Here is a 16,465-nt window from a genome sequence, read left to right on the forward strand (position 1 = left end):
GTGGCAAACATGAGGATAAAAATATGGCTACCACCACCCTTGGGGTCAAACTCGACGACCCGACCCGCGAGCGCCTCAAAGCCGCCGCGACCTCGATTGATCGCACGCCGCACTGGCTGATCAAGCAGGCGATTTTCAATTACCTGGAAAAACTCGAGGGTGGTGCAACCCTGACCGAGCTCAACGGTTTGACCCGTGCCGAGGCCGACGACAGCGCTGACGTACACGTCGACCACGCGCACCAGTGCTTCCTTGAGTTCGCTGAAAGCATCCTGCCGCAATCGGTCCTGCGCGCCTCGATCACTGCCGCCTACCGTCGCCCGGAGCCGGAAGTGGTGCCGATGCTGCTGGAGCAGGCGCGCCTGCCAGCACCGATGTGCGAGGCCACCAACAAGCTGGCCGCCTCGATTGCGGAAAAACTGCGTAACCAGAAGAGCGCCGGCGGCCGTGCAGGCATCGTCCAGGGCCTGCTGCAGGAATTCTCCCTGTCGTCCCAGGAAGGCGTGGCCCTGATGTGCCTGGCCGAAGCGCTGCTGCGGATTCCCGACAAAGGTACCCGCGATGCCCTGATCCGCGACAAGATCAGCACCGGCAACTGGCAGCCGCACCTGGGCAACAGCCCGTCGTTGTTCGTGAACGCCGCGACCTGGGGCCTGCTGCTGACTGGCAAACTGGTCTCCACCCATAACGAAGCCGGCCTGACTTCGTCCCTGAGCCGCATCATCGGCAAAAGCGGCGAACCGATGATCCGCAAGGGCGTCGACATGGCCATGCGCCTGATGGGCGAGCAGTTCGTGACCGGTGAAACCATCGCCGAAGCCCTGGCCAACGCCAGCAAGTTCGAAGCCAAGGGCTTCCGCTACTCCTACGACATGCTCGGCGAAGCAGCACTGACCGAACATGACGCTCAGAAATACCTGGCGTCCTACGAGCAAGCCATCCACTCGATTGGCAAGGCTTCCCACGGCCGCGGCATTTACGAAGGCCCGGGCATCTCCATCAAGCTGTCGGCCCTGCACCCACGCTACAGCCGCGCCCAGTACGAGCGCGTGATGGACGAGCTGTACCCGCGCCTGCTGTCGCTGACCCTGCTGGCCAAGCAATACGACATCGGCCTGAACATCGACGCCGAAGAAGCCGACCGCCTGGAACTGTCGCTGGATCTGCTCGAGCGCCTGTGCTTCGAACCACAACTGACGGGCTGGAACGGCATCGGTTTTGTGATCCAGGCCTACCAGAAGCGTTGCCCGTACGTGATCGACTACGTGATCGACCTGGCTCGCCGCAGCCGTCATCGCCTGATGATCCGCCTGGTAAAAGGCGCGTACTGGGACAGCGAAATCAAGCGCGCCCAGGTCGAAGGCCTGGAAGGCTATCCGGTCTACACCCGCAAGGTGTACACCGACGTTTCCTACATCGCTTGCGCACGAAAACTGCTGTCGGTACCGGAAGTCATCTACCCGCAGTTCGCGACCCACAACGCCCACACGCTGTCGGCCATCTACCATATTGCCGGTCAGAACTACTACCCGGGCCAGTACGAGTTCCAGTGCCTGCACGGCATGGGTGAACCCCTGTACGAACAAGTCGTGGGCAAGGTTTCCGAAGGCAAGCTGAACCGTCCGTGCCGCGTGTACGCACCGGTCGGCACCCACGAAACCCTGCTGGCGTACCTGGTACGTCGCCTGCTGGAAAACGGCGCGAACACTTCGTTCGTCAACCGTATCGCCGACCAGTCGATCTCCATCCAGGAGCTGGTGGCCGATCCAGTGAACCAGATCGAGCAGATGGCGACGCTGGAAGGCGGCTTCGGCCTGCCGCACCCGCGTATCCCGCTGCCGCGTGACCTGTATGGCAGCGAACGCGCCAACTCCAGCGGCATCGACATGGCCAACGAACATCGCCTGGCTTCGCTGTCCTGCGCCCTGCTGGCGAGCGCCCATAACAACTGGAAAGCCGCGCCGATGCTCGGCTGCGCCTCCAGCAGCGAAACCCCGGCCCCGGTCCTCAACCCGTCGGATCATCGCGACGTGGTCGGTCATGTCCAGGAAGCCACCGTCGAAGACGTCGACAACGCCATCCAGTGCGCCCTCAACGCCGCACCGATCTGGCAGGCCACCCCGCCCGCCGAGCGCGCGGCGATCCTGGAACGTGCCGCCGACCTGATGGAGGGCGAGATCCAGCCGCTGATGGGCCTGCTGGCCCGCGAAGCCGGCAAGACCTTCGCCAACGCCATCGCCGAAGTGCGCGAAGCCGTGGATTTCCTGCGTTACTACGCGGTGCAGGCACGCAACGATTTCAGCAACGACGCCCACCGCCCACTGGGTCCGGTGGTGTGCATCAGCCCGTGGAACTTCCCGCTGGCAATCTTCAGTGGCCAGGTTGCCGCTGCGCTGGCCGCCGGTAACCCGGTACTGGCCAAGCCGGCCGAACAAACCCCGCTGGTCGCGGCCCAAGCCGTACGCTTGCTGCTCGAAGCCGGGATTCCGGAAGGCGTCCTGCAACTGCTGCCGGGCCGTGGTGAAACCGTGGGTGCTGGCCTGGTCGGCGACGATCGCGTCAAAGGCGTGATGTTCACCGGTTCCACCGAAGTGGCGCGCCTGCTGCAACGCAACATCGCCGGGCGCCTGGACTCCCAGGGCCGTCCGATCCCACTGATCGCCGAAACCGGTGGCCAGAACGCCATGATCGTCGACTCCTCGGCCCTCACCGAACAGGTGGTAATCGATGTGGTGTCCTCGGCCTTCGACAGCGCCGGCCAGCGTTGCTCGGCACTGCGGGTACTGTGCCTGCAGGAAGATTCGGCAGACCGCGTGATCGAAATGCTCAAGGGCGCCATGGCTGAATGCCGCCTGGGCAACCCGGAGCGCCTGTCCGTGGACATCGGCCCGGTGATCGACGCCGAAGCCAAGGCGGGCATCGAGAAGCACATCCAGGGCATGCGCGACAAAGGTCGCACCGTGTACCAGGTGGCAATCGCCGATGGCGAGGAAGTCAAACGCGGCACCTTCGTCATGCCGACCCTGATCGAGCTGGAAAGCTTCGACGAGCTGCAACGGGAGATCTTCGGCCCGGTACTGCACGTGGTGCGCTACAAGCGTAAAGACATCGACCTGCTGATCGAGCAGATCAACGCTTCCGGCTACGGCCTGACGCTGGGCGTGCACACACGCATCGACGAGACCATCGCCAAGGTGATCGACAACGTCAATGCCGGTAACGTCTACGTCAACCGCAACATCGTGGGTGCCGTGGTCGGCGTGCAACCGTTCGGCGGCGAAGGCCTGTCGGGTACTGGCCCGAAAGCCGGTGGCCCGCTGTACCTGTACCGCCTGCTGTCGACTCGCCCAAGCGACGCGATCGAGCAATCCTTCGCCCGCGCCGATGCCGAGACAGCGCCGGACGTGCGCCTGCGTGATGCCATGCGCAAACCGCTGACCGCCCTGCAAGCCTGGGCCGACAGCCAAAAGCTCAACGACCTCAGCGCCCTGTGCGTGAAGTTCGCCGAGCAATCGCAAAGCGGTATCACCCGCGTCCTGGCCGGCCCGACCGGCGAGCGCAACAGCTATGCGATCCTGCCGCGTGAACACGTGCTGTGCCTGGCAGACAGCGAAAGCGACCTGCTGACACAACTGGCTGCGGTCTTGGCCGTGGGCGGCTCGGCAGTGATGCCGGAGAACGAGCTGAGCAAGGCACTGCTGGCACGCCTGCCAAAAGAAGTGCAGGCGCGTATCCAGCGGGTTGCAGACTGGACCAAGGATGAAGTGGTGATTGATGCCGTGCTGCATCACGGTCACTCCGACCAGTTGCGTGCGGTCTGCCAGCAAGTGGCAACCCGTGCCGGCGCCATCGTCGGGGTCCACGGCCAGGCACCGGGTGAAACCGGGATTGCGCTGGAGCGCCTGGTGATCGAGCGCGCACTGAGCGTCAACACCGCCGCGGCGGGTGGCAATGCAAGCTTGATGACTATTGGCTAAAACCGATAAGCCGGGCATCTGCAACAGATGCCCGGTCAAGCAACAATCCCTGTGGGAGCTGGCTTGCCAGCGATAGCGATGTGTCAGTCACCATTAATGTTGACTGATCTGCCGCCATCGCTGGCAAGCCAGCTCCCACAGTGGTTTGTGGTACGTGTGTTAAGTCACCGCTCTTCCCCACCATCACGCTCATCAATCATCCTGTTCAGCCTCCTATTCCCACGCCTAGACTCGGTCCACTCCAATCAAAGGTAGGCCGCCATGTCCGAGACGCTGCTCAGTTCCCGCAATCTGGCTTTCGAGCTGTACGAAGTCCTCGATGCCGAGGGTTTGACCCAGCGCGAGCGTTTCGCCGAGCACAACCGCGAGACCTTTGACGCGGCCATAGGCACCGCCCGCAGCATTGCCGAGAAGCACTTTGCGCCCCATAACCGCAAGGGCGACGAGAACGAGCCGCGCTATGAAGACGGCAAGGCGATCCTGATCCCGGAAGTCAAACCCGCCGTGGACGCCTTCCTCGAGGCCGGTTTTCTCAATGCCGCCCGTCGTTTCGAGGCCGGTGGCATGCAGTTGCCGACCCTGCTGTCGCAAGCCTGCTTCGCCCACTTTCAAGCCGCCAACGCAGCCACCACCTCCTACCCGTTCCTGACCATGGGCGCGGCCAACCTGATCGAGAGCTTTGGCACCGACGAACAGAAACGACGTTTCCTGCAGCCCATGATCGACGGTCGGTTTTTCGGCACCATGGCCCTCACCGAACCCCACGCCGGCTCGTCGCTGTCGGACATCCGCACCCGCGCCGAACCGGCGCCTGACGGTACTTATCGTCTCAAGGGCAACAAGATCTTTATTTCCGGCGGCGACCACCCGCTCTCGGAAAACATCGTGCATATGGTGTTGGCCAAACTGCCGGACGCACCGGCCGGCGTGAAAGGGATTTCGCTGTTCATCGTGCCCAAGTTCCTGGTCAACGATGACGGCAGCCTCGGTAAACGCAATGACGTGCTGCTGGCCGGCCTGTTCCACAAGATGGGCTGGCGCGGCACCACTTCGACTGCGTTGAACTTCGGCGATAACGGGGAGTGTGTCGGCTATCTGGTCGGCAGGCCGCACCAGGGCCTGGGCTGCATGTTCCAGATGATGAACGAGGCGCGGATCGGCGTCGGTATGGGCGCGGTGATGCTGGGGTATGCCGGCTACCTGTACTCCCTGGAATATGCCCGCGAACGCCCGCAAGGTCGTCTGCCGGACAGCAAGGACCCGAACACCGCCCCGGTCTCGATCGTCCAGCACGCCGACGTCAAGCGCATGCTGCTGACCCAGAAAGCCTATGTGGAAGGTGCATTTGACCTGGGCCTGTATGCCGCGCGGCTGTTCGATGACACCACCACCCTGCCCGGCGAGGCCGAGCGCAAGCACGCCCATGAACTGCTGGACCTGCTGACGCCCATCGTCAAATCCTGGCCGTCGGAGTTCTGCCTCAAGGCCAACGAACTGGCGATCCAGATTCTCGGCGGCCACGGCTACACCCGCGAGTACCCGGTGGAGCAGTATTACCGCGACAACCGCCTGAACCCGATCCACGAGGGCACCCACGGCATTCAGTCGCTGGACCTGTTGGGGCGAAAATTGGCGCAAAACGGCGGCGCGGGCCTGAAACAGTTGATCCGCCTGATCGCCGACACCGCCGAACGTGCCCAGGCATATGAATCGCTGACGCCATTACGTGAACCGCTAGAAAAGCTGGTGGCGCGCCTGCAAACCGTGACCATCGGCCTGCTCACCGACCTGGGCCAAGGCAAGGTCAACAGCAGCCTGGCCAACTCGGCGCTGTACCTCAAGGCATTCGGTCACACGGTGATTGGCTGGCGCTGGCTGGAACAGGCGATCCGCGCCGAAGAAGGGTTGGCCAAGGGCAATGCCGCCGATGTCGGCTTCTACAAAGGCAAGCTGCAAGCGGCACGCTACTTCCTGACGTGGGAGGTGCCGGGTTGCCACCATGAACTGGCGATTCTTGAAGCGCGGGATGACGTGTGCCTGGGCATGCAGGATGAGTGGTTCTAAACCGCTGAAAGCTTCGCTCGCGAGCCAGCGCCTAGAGGATTCCCCCTACCGTCGTATGACGCCCCCCCAAGTAGAGCCGGCTTACCGGCAAGGCCGATCGCAGCACTCCGCTGCTTTTATCAGGTCCTACCTGCCCGCGCTAGCTGTCAACTCTGACAGCTAGCGCGGCGCACCGTTTATCAATAGGCTCGAAACGCCGAATGGTTGTTCTTGTTGTCGTTCGGACAATTCGAATGAACACATCTATCGAAGCCCGACATGACGAATACCCATTGCTCCAGCACTGCGACAAAGGAGAATACGGCATGAGCACTCAACTATTGATTCCGCGTGGCGGTTCACTCATAAACAAAGGCCATTGCATTCAAGCTGCCACTACCTCGACAGGCAATGTTGCGCGCACGGTGTTTGCCTTGCACGATAAGTGGAGAGGTGTCATAAGCAAAATTTATCACTTAGGTGAAAACGAAGTCACCCACATCAACATCATGCTGATGCCAATGAACAAAGATCAGACATACATCGAGACAGAATCCAAAGAGGGCATTGAGGAAGTAACAGCGCTCAATACATCTATTGGAGAAATGCTTGAAACCATAGCCAAAGATGCTGAAGTAAAGAGAAATGGTGTCCTCTACAGGCTTCAACGAAAAGTCTTCTACAAAAATGGCAATAACTGGACTTGTGAACTTATCGCACGCATTGAACAGGACGAAGTCATTCTCAGAAGGGACAACATCAGCCACGATCAGTTTATTTTCGCCGCGCGAACCGGGGATATCATTGCCCACTCCAACTCCCGAATCGACAAAAAAACATTCAAGCTGATCAGAGACAACACTTACAGTGTCACCCTCGAAGCTGCAGGAGAAACGTATAACAGCAGCCGTAACATCGACTTCAATCATGTATTCTTTGTCGCCGCACACGGTGATCAAATTACCACCACGAGCGCAACGCACGTCATCGACTATAAGTTCTGCGATGAAAAACCCTCCAACAGCGAAGCGTTCGACATTTATCTTGCTGTCAGTTGAAAACATGGCAATAGCCATGATGAACCAAAGAAACTTCATCATGGCTATTGCCAGGCATCGCGCACTTCAGAAAACAGCAAATCGCCTCTTCGAACAAACCCGAACCAATGCCAATCGGCTCGACGCATTCGCTACCGCACACTAAGCCCACCCATCTGCCGCGCCAGATCAGCCCAACTGCGCATTGTGGTTAATCTCTTCCATTACTGCCGACTGCTCTGCCGCGGCCGTGGCCCCACCCGCCTGAACCCAATCCAAAAGGGCATCTACAGCAATGCCGCAGATGTCGGCTTCTACAAAGGCAAGCAGCAAGCAGCACGCTGCTTCCTGACGTGGGAAGTGCCGGGTTGCCACCCTGAGTTGGCGATTCTTGAAGCGCGAAATGATGTGTGCCTGGGCATGCAGGATGAGTGGTTTTGATCAATGCCTTGTGGGGCTGGTCAAATCCAATCGTCGGATCGCCGCCCGGAGCAAGCCCGCTCCCACAAGGGTCTCTGTTGCTCACAGAGTAAGTGGGAGCGGGCTTGCCCGCGATAGCGCCGGCTGGGCCGACGCTATTTTCAGTCAGACCTGACTGATGGTCTTGGCGATAACTTCAACCGTGGCGCTGACTTGCTCTTGGTAACGGTCGAGTTCCTGTTGGTGACGCTTCTGCATTTCCAACTGCTTTGAACACAGGTTCATCGCCGTCAGCACCAGCAGTTTGTCCCCGATCAGGGTCGGGTATTTCTTCTTGGTCTCAGCCAGCACCGCCTTGAGCATGAGCGCGGCGTCGAGCAGCGTCTGCTCTTCCCCGGCCGGTGCCTTGATCGAATAGTCTTCTCCAAGAATGGAAACGACTTTTACCCCATCGGCACCGTAGTTCATGCGTTCACAGGGCCTGCGCTCACACGCTCAACCAGGGCCTGGATACGGGCCACGGTTGCGCCCTGCTTTTCTTCCTGTTCCATCAGGCTCAGTTGCAGGCTTTCGTTTTCGTCCTTGGCTTGGGCCAGCTCTGTGCTCAGGGCCTGGTTGGTGCCGAGCAGTTCCTGGTTCTGTTGCACCAGCTCGCTGACCAGTTGTTCCAATTGGCTTAGGGTTGCTTCCAACATTTTGATCTTCCGGGCATTTTCAAAGGGCGCGTACGATAAAGAAAAGTCACCACAGGCGCCAGGGTTATTCCGGCGCAGAGCCTTGATTTTGCTGGCGGCGAACTTTCCTGCGAGTGTTAAAGACTGCGATTGGCCCATCTGGTTCCTGCAGCTCGTCAGGGGCAGGCAATTGTTTGCCGCGCCCCCTTGATTGCACGGGCGTAAGCCAGGCCACTCAAAAGCTTTTTGACAGCATCACATTTCGACAGGTTAGAATCGCTGGCACGCAGACTGCATGGTCAGTTTGTGCCCGCCTTTCAGATTTCCGGAGTACTGCCTTTGAATGCGACGACCATCAACAGCCTGTTCTTGATCGGCGCGTTGCTGGTAGGTGCGAGCATTCTGGTGAGTTCACTGTCCTCACGCCTGGGCATCCCGATTCTGGTGATCATCCTGGCGGTGGGCATGGCCGCCGGCGTCGACGGCGGCGGCATCATCTTCGATAACTACCCCACCGCTTACCTGGTCGGCAACCTGGCGCTGGCCGTGATCCTGCTCGACGGTGGCTTGCGCACCAGGGTCTCGAGCTTTCGCGTGGCGTTATGGCCCGCGTTGTCGCTGGCCACCGTCGGGGTGCTGATCACCACCGGGCTGACCGGCATGGCTGCAGCCTGGCTGTTCGACCTGAACCTGATCCAGGGCCTGTTGATCGGCGCCATCGTCGGCTCCACCGATGCTGCGGCGGTGTTCTCCCTGCTCGGCGGCAAGGGCCTCAACGAGCGGGTGACGGCCACCCTGGAAATCGAGTCCGGCAGCAACGACCCGATGGCGGTGTTCCTCACCGTGACCCTGATCGACATGCTCGCCAGCGGCCAGACCGGCCTGCACTGGAGCCTGCTGACCCACCTGCTGCGTGAGTTCGGCATCGGCGGCCTGATTGGCCTGGGCGGTGGCTGGTTGATGCTGCAGATGGTCAACCGCATCAACCTGGCCACCGGCCTGTACCCGATCCTGGTGATCGCCGGCGGCCTGGTGGTCTTTGCCCTGACCAACGCCCTGCACGGCAGTGGTTTCCTCGCGGTGTACCTGTGTGGCCTGGTGATCGGCAACCGCCCGGTACGCAGCCGCCACGGCATTCTGCACATGCTCGATGGCATGGCGTGGCTGGCGCAGATCGGCATGTTCCTGGTGCTGGGCCTGCTGGTCACGCCCCACGATCTGCTGCCGATCGCCCTGCCGGCCCTCGGCCTGGCCCTGTGGATGATCCTGTTTGCCCGCCCCCTGTCGGTGATGGTCGGCCTGCTGCCGTTCAAGGCCTTCCATGGCCGGGAAAAGGTGTTCATTTCCTGGGTCGGCCTGCGCGGCGCGGTACCGATCATTCTCGCGGTGTTCCCGCTGATGGCGGGGCTGCCCAATGCCCAGCTGTATTTCAACCTGGCGTTCTTCATTGTGCTGGTGTCACTGCTGGTCCAGGGCACAAGCCTGCCGTGGGTGGCCAAGCTGCTGAAGGTGACGGTACCGCCGGAGCCCGCGCCGATCTCCCGCGCAGCCCTGGAAGTACACGTGACCAGCGAGTGGGAACTGTTCGTTTACCGCCTCGGCGCGGAGAAATGGTGCATCGGCGCAGCGCTGCGTGAGTTGAAAATGCCCGAAGGCACCCGCATCGCGGCACTGTTTCGTGGCCAGCAACTGCTCCATCCGTCGGGTAGTACGGTGCTGGAAGTCGATGACCTGCTCTGCGTGATCGGCCATGAACACAACCTCCCGGCCCTGGGAAAACTGTTCAGCCAGGCACCGCAACGGGGCCTGGACCTGCGCTTCTTCGGCGACTTCGTTCTCGAAGGCGACGCCCAGCTGGGCGCGGTTTCCGCGCTGTACGGGCTGCAACTGGAAGGGGTCGATCCGGACATGCCGCTCAGTCGCTTCATTACCCAGAAAGTCGGCGGCGCTCCGGTGGTGGGTGACCAGGTGGAATGGAACAACACCATCTGGACGGTCGCCGTCATGGACGGGAACAAGATTGCCAAAGTGGGCGTCAGATTCCCCGAAGGAAGTCGCCCGGGCCCCGGGTTGTTCCTCTAAACTCCTTTTTCCGCCACGTCTTCGATCGGTCTCTATGCCAACCCTGCGCACATTTTTAGCTATCGCCCTGCTGGGGCTGAGTCTTTCCGTCGGCACCCTGCAGGCGGCCGAACCACCCTCCGCTGACGCCGTGCAGAAGAGCCTGGACAAGATCGCCGAACGCAAACTGCCCGAGGCCGATCAAAAAGCCCTGCAAGCGGTGCTGCAACAGACCCTGGCCCAGCTGTCGAAAAAGGCCGACTACGACAAGCGCCTCACCGACCTCAAGCAACAACTGAGCACCGCGCCCAAGCAGAACATCGAGAACCAGCGCGAACTGGAACGCCTCGAGGCGACCAAGGTGATCCCGGTTGCCCAGCGCTACGCCAGCCTGAGCGTGCCGCAACTGGAGCAGATGCTCACCGATCGCAGCACCCAGCAAAGCGACCTGCAAAAGGCCCTGGCCGAAGCCAACAGCCTGATCATCACGGCCCAGACCCGCCCCGAGCGCGCCCAGGCCGAAATCAGCAGTAGCCAGACTCGCATCCTGCAGATCAACAACATCCTCAAGACCGGCAAGGACAACGGCAAGACCCTCTCCAACGAACAACGCGACCTGCTCAATGCCGAGCTCGCCGCCTTGAACGCGCTGATCCCGCTGCGCCGCCAGGAACTGGCCGGCAACAGCCAGCTGCAGGACCTGGGCAACAGCCAGCACGACCTGCTGACCGAACGCACCGCGCGCATGGAGCAGGAGATCCAGGACCTGCAGACCCTGATCAACCAGAAACGCCTGGCACAGTCCCAGGAGACGGTGACCCAGCAGTCGATCGAAGCCCAGAAAGCCGGCGGCAGCAGCCTGCTCGCCACTGAAAGCGCGGCCAACCTGAAGCTCTCCGACTACCTGCTCAAAAGCACCGACCGCCTCAACGAGCTGACCCAGCAGAACCTGCAAACCAAGCAACAGCTCGACACCGTGACCCAGAGCGACGCGGCGCTGGACGAACAGATCAGCGTCCTCAAGGGCAGCCTGCTGCTGTCCAAGATCCTCTACAAGCAGAAGCAGGCGTTACCCCGCCTGCGCCTGGACGGCGACCTGGCCGACCAGATTGCCGACATCCGCCTGTACCAGTTCGAAGTCAATCAGCAACGCGAGCTGATCAGCAATCCCACGGCCTATGTGGATAACTTGCTGGCGGCCCAACCGCCGGACCAGGTGACCCCGCAACTGCGCAAGAACCTGCTGGAGCTGGCGCTGACCCGGGCCGACCTGCTGGAGCGCCTGAACCGTGAACTGAGCGCCCTGCTCAACGAATCCATCACCCTGCAGCTGAACCAGAAGCAACTGCTGACCACCGCCCAGAACCTGCGCTCGACCCTCGACGAACAGATGTTCTGGATCCCCAGCAACAAACCGCTGGACCTGGAATGGCTGCGGACCGTGCCGACGCGCCTGGAAAAACAGATCAACACCCTGCCCTGGACCTCGACCCTGAGCGAGTTGAGTGACGGCCTGACCCAGCGACCACTGCTGTTCACCCCGCTGGCGTTGCTGTTCGGCTTTTTGCTGTGGCGCCGCAAGTACCTGTATGGCCGCTTGAACAAGGTCCACCAGGATATCGGGCACTTCAAGCGCGACAGCCAGTGGCACACGCCCCAGGCGATCCTGATCAACGTGCTGCTGGCGATGCCGGTATCCCTGGCACTGGCGCTGTGTGGCTACGCCCTGCAGATCGACGCCCGCGGGCAGAACACCAACCTCGGCGCGGCCCTGCTGCAAGTGTCCCAGGCCTGGTTGGTGTTCTACACCGCCTACCGGATCCTGGCGCCGGGCGGCGTGGCCCAGTTGCACTTCCGCTGGGAAAAACCCCAGGTCGAGTTCCTTCGCACCTGGATCCGGCGCCTGGGCGTGGTCGTGATCGCGCTGGTCGCCGTGGTGGCGGTGGCCGAGTTGCAACCGGCGGCGCTGGCCGACGACGTGCTGGGCATCGGCGTGGTGCTGACCTGCTACGCCCTGATGGCCTGGCTGCTCAGTCGCCTGCTGCTCAACAGCCCGAACCACAACAACGCCTCGCTGTTTCGCAAGGCGCTCGGGGTGCTGTTCACCGCCCTGCCCGTGGCCTTGTTCATTGCCGTGTGCTTCGGCTACTTCTACACCGCCTTGAAGCTCAGCGACCGGCTGATCAACACCCTGTACCTGTTGATGTTCTGGCTGGTGATCGAGGCCACCTTCGTGCGCGGCCTTTCCGTGGCGGCTCGGCGCCTGGCCTACCAGCGAGCGCTGACCAAGCGCCTGGCGGCCAAGGAAGCCGGCGACGGCGAAGTGGTGGTCGAAGAGCCGACGCTGGACATCGAGAAGGTCAACGAGCAATCCCTGCGCCTGATCCGCCTGGCCCTGCTGGGTGGCTTCATTGCCGCCCTGTACTGGGTCTGGGCCGACCTGATCACGGTGTTCTCGTACCTGGACAACATCACCCTCTACGAATACACCAGCGGCACCGGCGCCAACATGAGCATGGTGCCGATCAGCATCGGCGACATGCTCGGAGCCCTGATCATCATCGGCATCACCCTGGCCCTGGCGCGCAACCTGCCCGGCCTGCTGGAAGTGCTGGTACTGTCCAAGCTGAACCTGGCCCAGGGCAGCGCCTACGCCACCACCACCTTGCTGACCTACGTGATTGCCGGCATTGGCTTTGTGACCACGCTGTCGACCCTCGGGGTCAGTTGGGACAAGCTGCAATGGCTGGTGGCCGCGCTGTCGGTCGGCCTGGGTTTCGGCATGCAGGAAATCTTCGCCAACTTCATCTCCGGGATCATGATCCTGTTCGAGCGTCCGGTACGGATCGGCGACACCATCACCATCGGCAACCTGTCGGGCACGGTGAGCAAAATCCGCATCCGCGCCACCACCATCACCGACTTCGACCGCAAGGACATCATCGTCCCGAACAAGACGTTCATCACCGGGCAACTGATCAACTGGTCGCTGACCGACACGGTCACCCGCGTGACGCTCAAGCTTGGCGTGGACTATGGCTCGGACCTGGACCTGGTCAAGGAGCTGCTGCTCAAGGCCGCCCGCGAAAACCCGCGGGTGCTCAAGGAGCCGGAGCCCCTGGTGTACTTCCTGAACTTCGGCGAAAGCACCCTGGATCACGAACTGCGCGTGCACGTGCGTGACCTGGGTGACCGCAACCCGGTCCTCGACGAGATCAACCGGTTTATCAACCGTGAATTCAAGAAGCAGCACATCAACATCTCGTTCCGCCAGATGGAGATCTACCTGAAGAACCTCCACGGCCAGGAGTACAAGATGGTGCCGATCGAACCGGAAACGAAAACCATCGTTCCGGCAAAGGACCTCCCTGGCGAGCAACCGCCGTCCGCGCCGAAACTCGACTAACCGCGCAATCCCCAGCAGAATGCTCGGACATTCTGCTGGAGATGGCCGTTGAAAGCCCTCGACGAACTGACCTTCGACAACCGCTTCGCTCGCCTGGGCGACGCGTTCTCAACCCATGTCCTGCCCGAGCCCATCAGCGAGCCGCGCCTGGTCGTGGCCAGCCACGCCGCCATGGCCCTGCTGGACCTCGCCCCCGCGGTGGCCGAGACCCCGGTGTTCGCCGAGCTGTTCGGCGGTCATAAACTGTGGGCCGAGGCCGAACCCCGGGCAATGGTCTACTCCGGGCATCAGTTCGGCTCCTATAACCCGCAACTGGGCGATGGCCGCGGCCTATTGCTGGGCGAGGTCTACAACCAGGCCGGCGAGCATTGGGACCTGCATCTCAAGGGGGCCGGGCAGACGCCTTACTCCCGCATGGGCGATGGCCGAGCGGTGCTGCGCTCCTCGATCCGCGAGTTCCTCGCCTCAGAAGCGCTGCACGCATTGGGCATCCCGAGCAGCCGCGCGCTGTGCGTAATCGGCTCCAGCACACCCGTGTGGCGCGAAAAACAGGAGCGGGCGGCGATGGTCCTGCGCCTGGCGCCGAGCCACGTGCGTTTCGGTCACTTTGAATACTTCTACTACACCAAGCGTGCCGAGCAGCAGAAGGCCCTCGGCGAACACGTCCTGGCACTGCACTTCCCCGAGTGCCTGGAACAGCCGGAGCCGTACCTGGCGATGTTCCGGGCAATCGTCGAGCGCAACGCCGAACTGATTGCCAAGTGGCAGGCGTATGGGTTCTGCCATGGGGTGATGAACACCGACAACATGTCGATCCTGGGCATCACCTTCGACTTCGGGCCGTTCGCCTTTCTCGACGACTTCGATGCCCACTTCATCTGCAACCACTCCGATGACCAGGGTCGCTACTCGTTCAGCAACCAGGTCCCGATCGGTCAGTGGAACCTCAGCGCCTTGGCACAAGCCCTGACGCCATTCATCAGCGTCGAAGCCCTGCGCGAGACCCTGAGCCTGTACCTGCCGCTGTTCCAGGCCCACTACCTGGACCTGATGCGCCGGCGCCTGGGCCTGACCACCGGCGAAGACAATGACCAGGCACTGGTCGAGCAGTTGTTGCAGCTGATGCAAAACAGCGCCGTCGACTACAGCCTGTTTTTCCGCCGCCTCGGCGATGAAGCCCCCGAACAGGCCCTCGCCCGCTTGCGCGATGACTTTGTCGACATTCAGGGTTTCGATGCGTGGGGTGAGCGCTACAGGGCCCGGGTGGCCCGTGAAGGAGTGGTTGACCAGGAGCAACGCCGCACACGAATGCACGGGGTCAACCCGCTGTACATCCTGCGCAACTATCTGGCGCAAAAAGCCATCGATGCGGCAGAAAACGGCGACTACTCGGAGGTCCGCCGACTGCATGCGGTGCTGAGCAAGCCATTCGAGCAACAAGCGGGGATGGAAAGCTACGCAGAGCGACCGCCGGAATGGGGCAAGCACCTGGAGATCAGTTGCTCGTCGTGAGGTGAGTCAGATAAAGACTTCAACCGACACGCTAAAGCGCTCGGCCAACCAGCGGACTTGGCGCAGGTTGAGCTGGCGCTTGCCACTCAGGATTTCGGACACGACCGACTGAGGGCCGACGCCAGGCAGGTCGCTCTGGCTGAGGCCGTGTTCACGCATCAAGTAGCCAAGAATCTCGACCCCGCTAGGCTTGGGCATCGGGTGATGCTTATGGTCCCACTCCTCAATCCAGTCACCAATGATATCCACCAGGCTCATCAGCGGGTGGGACTCATCATCGCCCGTCATCTCGAGCAACTCGTCCAGTGCATGCGCCAGCAGGTCATAGTCATCTTCACTTTTCGGTTTTCGAAGCAGCGGTGAGACAAACTCCCAATGCTCGGCAGCTTTTTTGATCAGTACACTCATGCTTTTTCCTCCTTCCACTTGCCGCGGTCATATTCGCGATGATCCAGCACAGGCTTGATATAAAGCTTTTTCGATCGATATCTGACAAAAGCTATCAACCGCAGCTTGTTGCCACCGATATCGAAAACATGAAGCTCACCTACCTTGTCGACAGCAGAGAATGTGGCTCTCATCGCCGCAAAATCCGACGGATTGCTTCCTTTGGCTAATTGATACCAATGGTCCAGCGCATTGGCTGCCATTGGCCATCTGACCTTGGCTTCACGTACTCTTTTTTCGGTGAGAACATGCATGCAACATCCTTATCGCATTTTGCTATGGGGAGTTATTCACAGATAAGAAATATCGCAAGTTGCGATAATCCGAAGTAGACCAGCGGTCTGGCTCGGTACGACTCAGCCTGGTTTTCACGCTGATCACTGCGCGATTGAAAACATGAGCAAACGTCTCCAACTAGGTGTTATCAGCTTCCCATTGGATATCACTCATGACCGACCCACTCCTCATCCCCTGCCCCCACTGCAACGGCCTCAACCGCATTCCCGCCGAACGCCTGGGCGACCATCCGAAATGCGGGCGCTGCAAGGCCGAAGTCCTGCTGAACAAGCCGTTCGAGTTGAAACAGGGGGACTACGCCAGCCAGATCAAGGGTGACCTGCCGTTGCTGGTGGATGTGTGGGCGGATTGGTGCGGGCCGTGCAAGTCCTTTGCACCGGTGTTCGCCCAGGCTGCCGCGCAGTTGCAGGGCAAATGCCGCCTGGCCAAGCTGGACAGCGAGGCCAATCAGCAACTGTCGGCTCAGTTGGCGATTCGCTCGATTCCCAGCCTGATCCTGCTCAAGAACGGCCGGGAAGTGGCACGCCAGAGCGGGGCCATGCCGTTACCGCAATTGCTCGGCTGGCTGCGCGCCCAGGGCATCTGATGCGC

Annotated in this window: 12 protein-coding genes and 1 pseudogene; 8 read left to right on the forward strand and 5 right to left on the reverse strand. The window is 61.3% G+C overall.

What is annotated here, in order from left to right; translation table 11 throughout:
- The first annotated feature begins 23 nt into the window (after positions 1–23).
- The 3 genes from putA to Q1W70_RS08045 all read left to right on the forward strand — a co-directional run bounded on the left by putA (position 24) and on the right by Q1W70_RS08045 (position 7,078).
- Positions 24–3,977 (forward strand): trifunctional transcriptional regulator/proline dehydrogenase/L-glutamate gamma-semialdehyde dehydrogenase, encoded by a 3,954-nt coding sequence (gene putA, locus Q1W70_RS08035; RefSeq protein WP_302098745.1) that lies wholly within the window; start codon positions 24–26, stop codon positions 3,975–3,977.
- A gap of 261 nt (positions 3,978–4,238) precedes the next feature.
- On the forward strand, positions 4,239–6,041 hold the full coding sequence (locus Q1W70_RS08040) for an acyl-CoA dehydrogenase (protein WP_302098746.1): 1,803 nt from the start codon (positions 4,239–4,241) through the stop codon (positions 6,039–6,041).
- Between the two features lie 233 nt (positions 6,042–6,274).
- Positions 6,275–7,078 (forward strand): hypothetical protein, encoded by an 804-nt coding sequence (locus Q1W70_RS08045; protein WP_265537093.1) that lies wholly within the window; start codon positions 6,275–6,277, stop codon positions 7,076–7,078.
- Positions 7,079–7,246: 168 nt separating this feature from the next.
- On the opposite strand, the gene Q1W70_RS08050 is transcribed toward Q1W70_RS08045, so the two are convergent.
- Positions 7,247–7,390 (reverse strand): hypothetical protein, encoded by a 144-nt coding sequence (locus Q1W70_RS08050; RefSeq protein ID WP_166592751.1) that lies wholly within the window; start codon positions 7,388–7,390, stop codon positions 7,247–7,249.
- Between Q1W70_RS08050 and Q1W70_RS27255 the strand changes: the two are divergent.
- Positions 7,355–7,498: pseudogene (locus Q1W70_RS27255) on the forward strand (hypothetical protein); the annotation flags it as partial. The gene Q1W70_RS08050 and the pseudogene Q1W70_RS27255 sit on opposite strands and share 36 nt — an antisense overlap.
- 144 nt (positions 7,499–7,642) lie before the next feature.
- Here the strand turns inward: Q1W70_RS27255 and Q1W70_RS08055 are convergent.
- Together Q1W70_RS08055 and Q1W70_RS08060 are read right to left on the reverse strand one after the other, a co-directional pair.
- A complete protein-coding gene (locus Q1W70_RS08055; protein ID WP_166592752.1) occupies positions 7,643–7,945 on the reverse strand; it encodes a cell division protein ZapA in 303 nt (100 codons plus the stop codon).
- Entirely contained in the window at positions 7,942–8,172 is a 231-nt protein-coding gene (locus Q1W70_RS08060) for a hypothetical protein (protein WP_166592769.1), read from the reverse strand. The genes Q1W70_RS08055 and Q1W70_RS08060 overlap by 4 nt, the downstream gene beginning before the upstream one ends.
- A gap of 318 nt (positions 8,173–8,490) precedes the next feature.
- Here Q1W70_RS08060 and Q1W70_RS08065 point away from each other — a divergent pair, with 318 nt between their 5' ends.
- From Q1W70_RS08065 to selO, 3 genes are read left to right on the forward strand one after another with little or no spacing between them, the layout of a single operon-like run.
- Positions 8,491–10,233 (forward strand): potassium/proton antiporter, encoded by a 1,743-nt coding sequence (locus Q1W70_RS08065; RefSeq protein ID WP_265537092.1) that lies wholly within the window; start codon positions 8,491–8,493, stop codon positions 10,231–10,233.
- A gap of 34 nt (positions 10,234–10,267) precedes the next feature.
- Positions 10,268–13,618 carry a mechanosensitive channel MscK gene (gene mscK / locus Q1W70_RS08070; protein WP_182343210.1) on the forward strand — a complete coding sequence of 1,117 codons (3,351 nt, stop codon included), beginning with the start codon at positions 10,268–10,270 and terminating at the stop codon, positions 13,616–13,618.
- A 48-nt stretch (positions 13,619–13,666) separates the two neighbouring features.
- On the forward strand, positions 13,667–15,130 hold the full coding sequence (gene selO / locus Q1W70_RS08075) for a protein adenylyltransferase SelO (protein WP_182343208.1): 1,464 nt from the start codon (positions 13,667–13,669) through the stop codon (positions 15,128–15,130).
- 6 nt (positions 15,131–15,136) lie between these two features.
- Here the strand turns inward: selO and Q1W70_RS08080 are convergent, their stop codons facing one another.
- Positions 15,137–15,538: a helix-turn-helix domain-containing protein gene (locus tag Q1W70_RS08080; RefSeq protein ID WP_103397313.1), complete on the reverse strand. Its 402-nt coding sequence runs from the start codon at positions 15,536–15,538 to the stop codon at positions 15,137–15,139.
- Positions 15,535–15,831 carry a type II toxin-antitoxin system HigB family toxin gene (locus tag Q1W70_RS08085; protein ID WP_302098747.1) on the reverse strand — a complete coding sequence of 99 codons (297 nt, stop codon included), beginning with the start codon at positions 15,829–15,831 and terminating at the stop codon, positions 15,535–15,537. Before Q1W70_RS08085 ends, Q1W70_RS08080 begins: the two co-directional genes overlap by 4 nt.
- 194 nt (positions 15,832–16,025) lie before the next feature.
- Between Q1W70_RS08085 and trxC the strand changes: the two genes are divergently transcribed.
- Positions 16,026–16,460, forward strand: a complete 435-nt coding sequence (gene trxC / locus Q1W70_RS08090) for a thioredoxin TrxC (protein ID WP_185817854.1) — start codon at positions 16,026–16,028, stop codon at positions 16,458–16,460.
- Positions 16,461–16,465 lie beyond the last annotated feature (5 nt).

This window comes from Pseudomonas kielensis, from assembly GCF_030505375.1.
Lineage (GTDB): Bacteria > Pseudomonadota > Gammaproteobacteria > Pseudomonadales > Pseudomonadaceae > Aquipseudomonas > Aquipseudomonas kielensis.

Excerpts from the sequence above, each read along its gene's own strand:
- Q1W70_RS08080 (WP_103397313.1), bottom strand. The coding sequence starts at position 15,538 with ATGAGTGTACTGATCAAAAAAGCTGCCGAGCATTGGGAGTTTGTCTCA.
- putA (WP_302098745.1), top strand. The coding sequence starts at position 24 with ATGGCTACCACCACCCTTGGGGTCAAACTCGACGACCCGACCCGCGAG.
- Q1W70_RS08040 (WP_302098746.1), top strand. The coding sequence starts at position 4,239 with ATGTCCGAGACGCTGCTCAGTTCCCGCAATCTGGCTTTCGAGCTGTAC.
- Q1W70_RS08055 (WP_166592752.1), bottom strand. The coding sequence starts at position 7,945 with ATGAACTACGGTGCCGATGGGGTAAAAGTCGTTTCCATTCTTGGAGAA.
- mscK (WP_182343210.1), top strand. The coding sequence starts at position 10,268 with ATGCCAACCCTGCGCACATTTTTAGCTATCGCCCTGCTGGGGCTGAGT.
- Q1W70_RS08045 (WP_265537093.1), top strand. The coding sequence starts at position 6,275 with ATGAACACATCTATCGAAGCCCGACATGACGAATACCCATTGCTCCAG.
- Q1W70_RS08060 (WP_166592769.1), bottom strand. The coding sequence starts at position 8,172 with ATGTTGGAAGCAACCCTAAGCCAATTGGAACAACTGGTCAGCGAGCTG.
- Q1W70_RS08085 (WP_302098747.1), bottom strand. The coding sequence starts at position 15,831 with ATGCATGTTCTCACCGAAAAAAGAGTACGTGAAGCCAAGGTCAGATGG.
- trxC (WP_185817854.1), top strand. The coding sequence starts at position 16,026 with ATGACCGACCCACTCCTCATCCCCTGCCCCCACTGCAACGGCCTCAAC.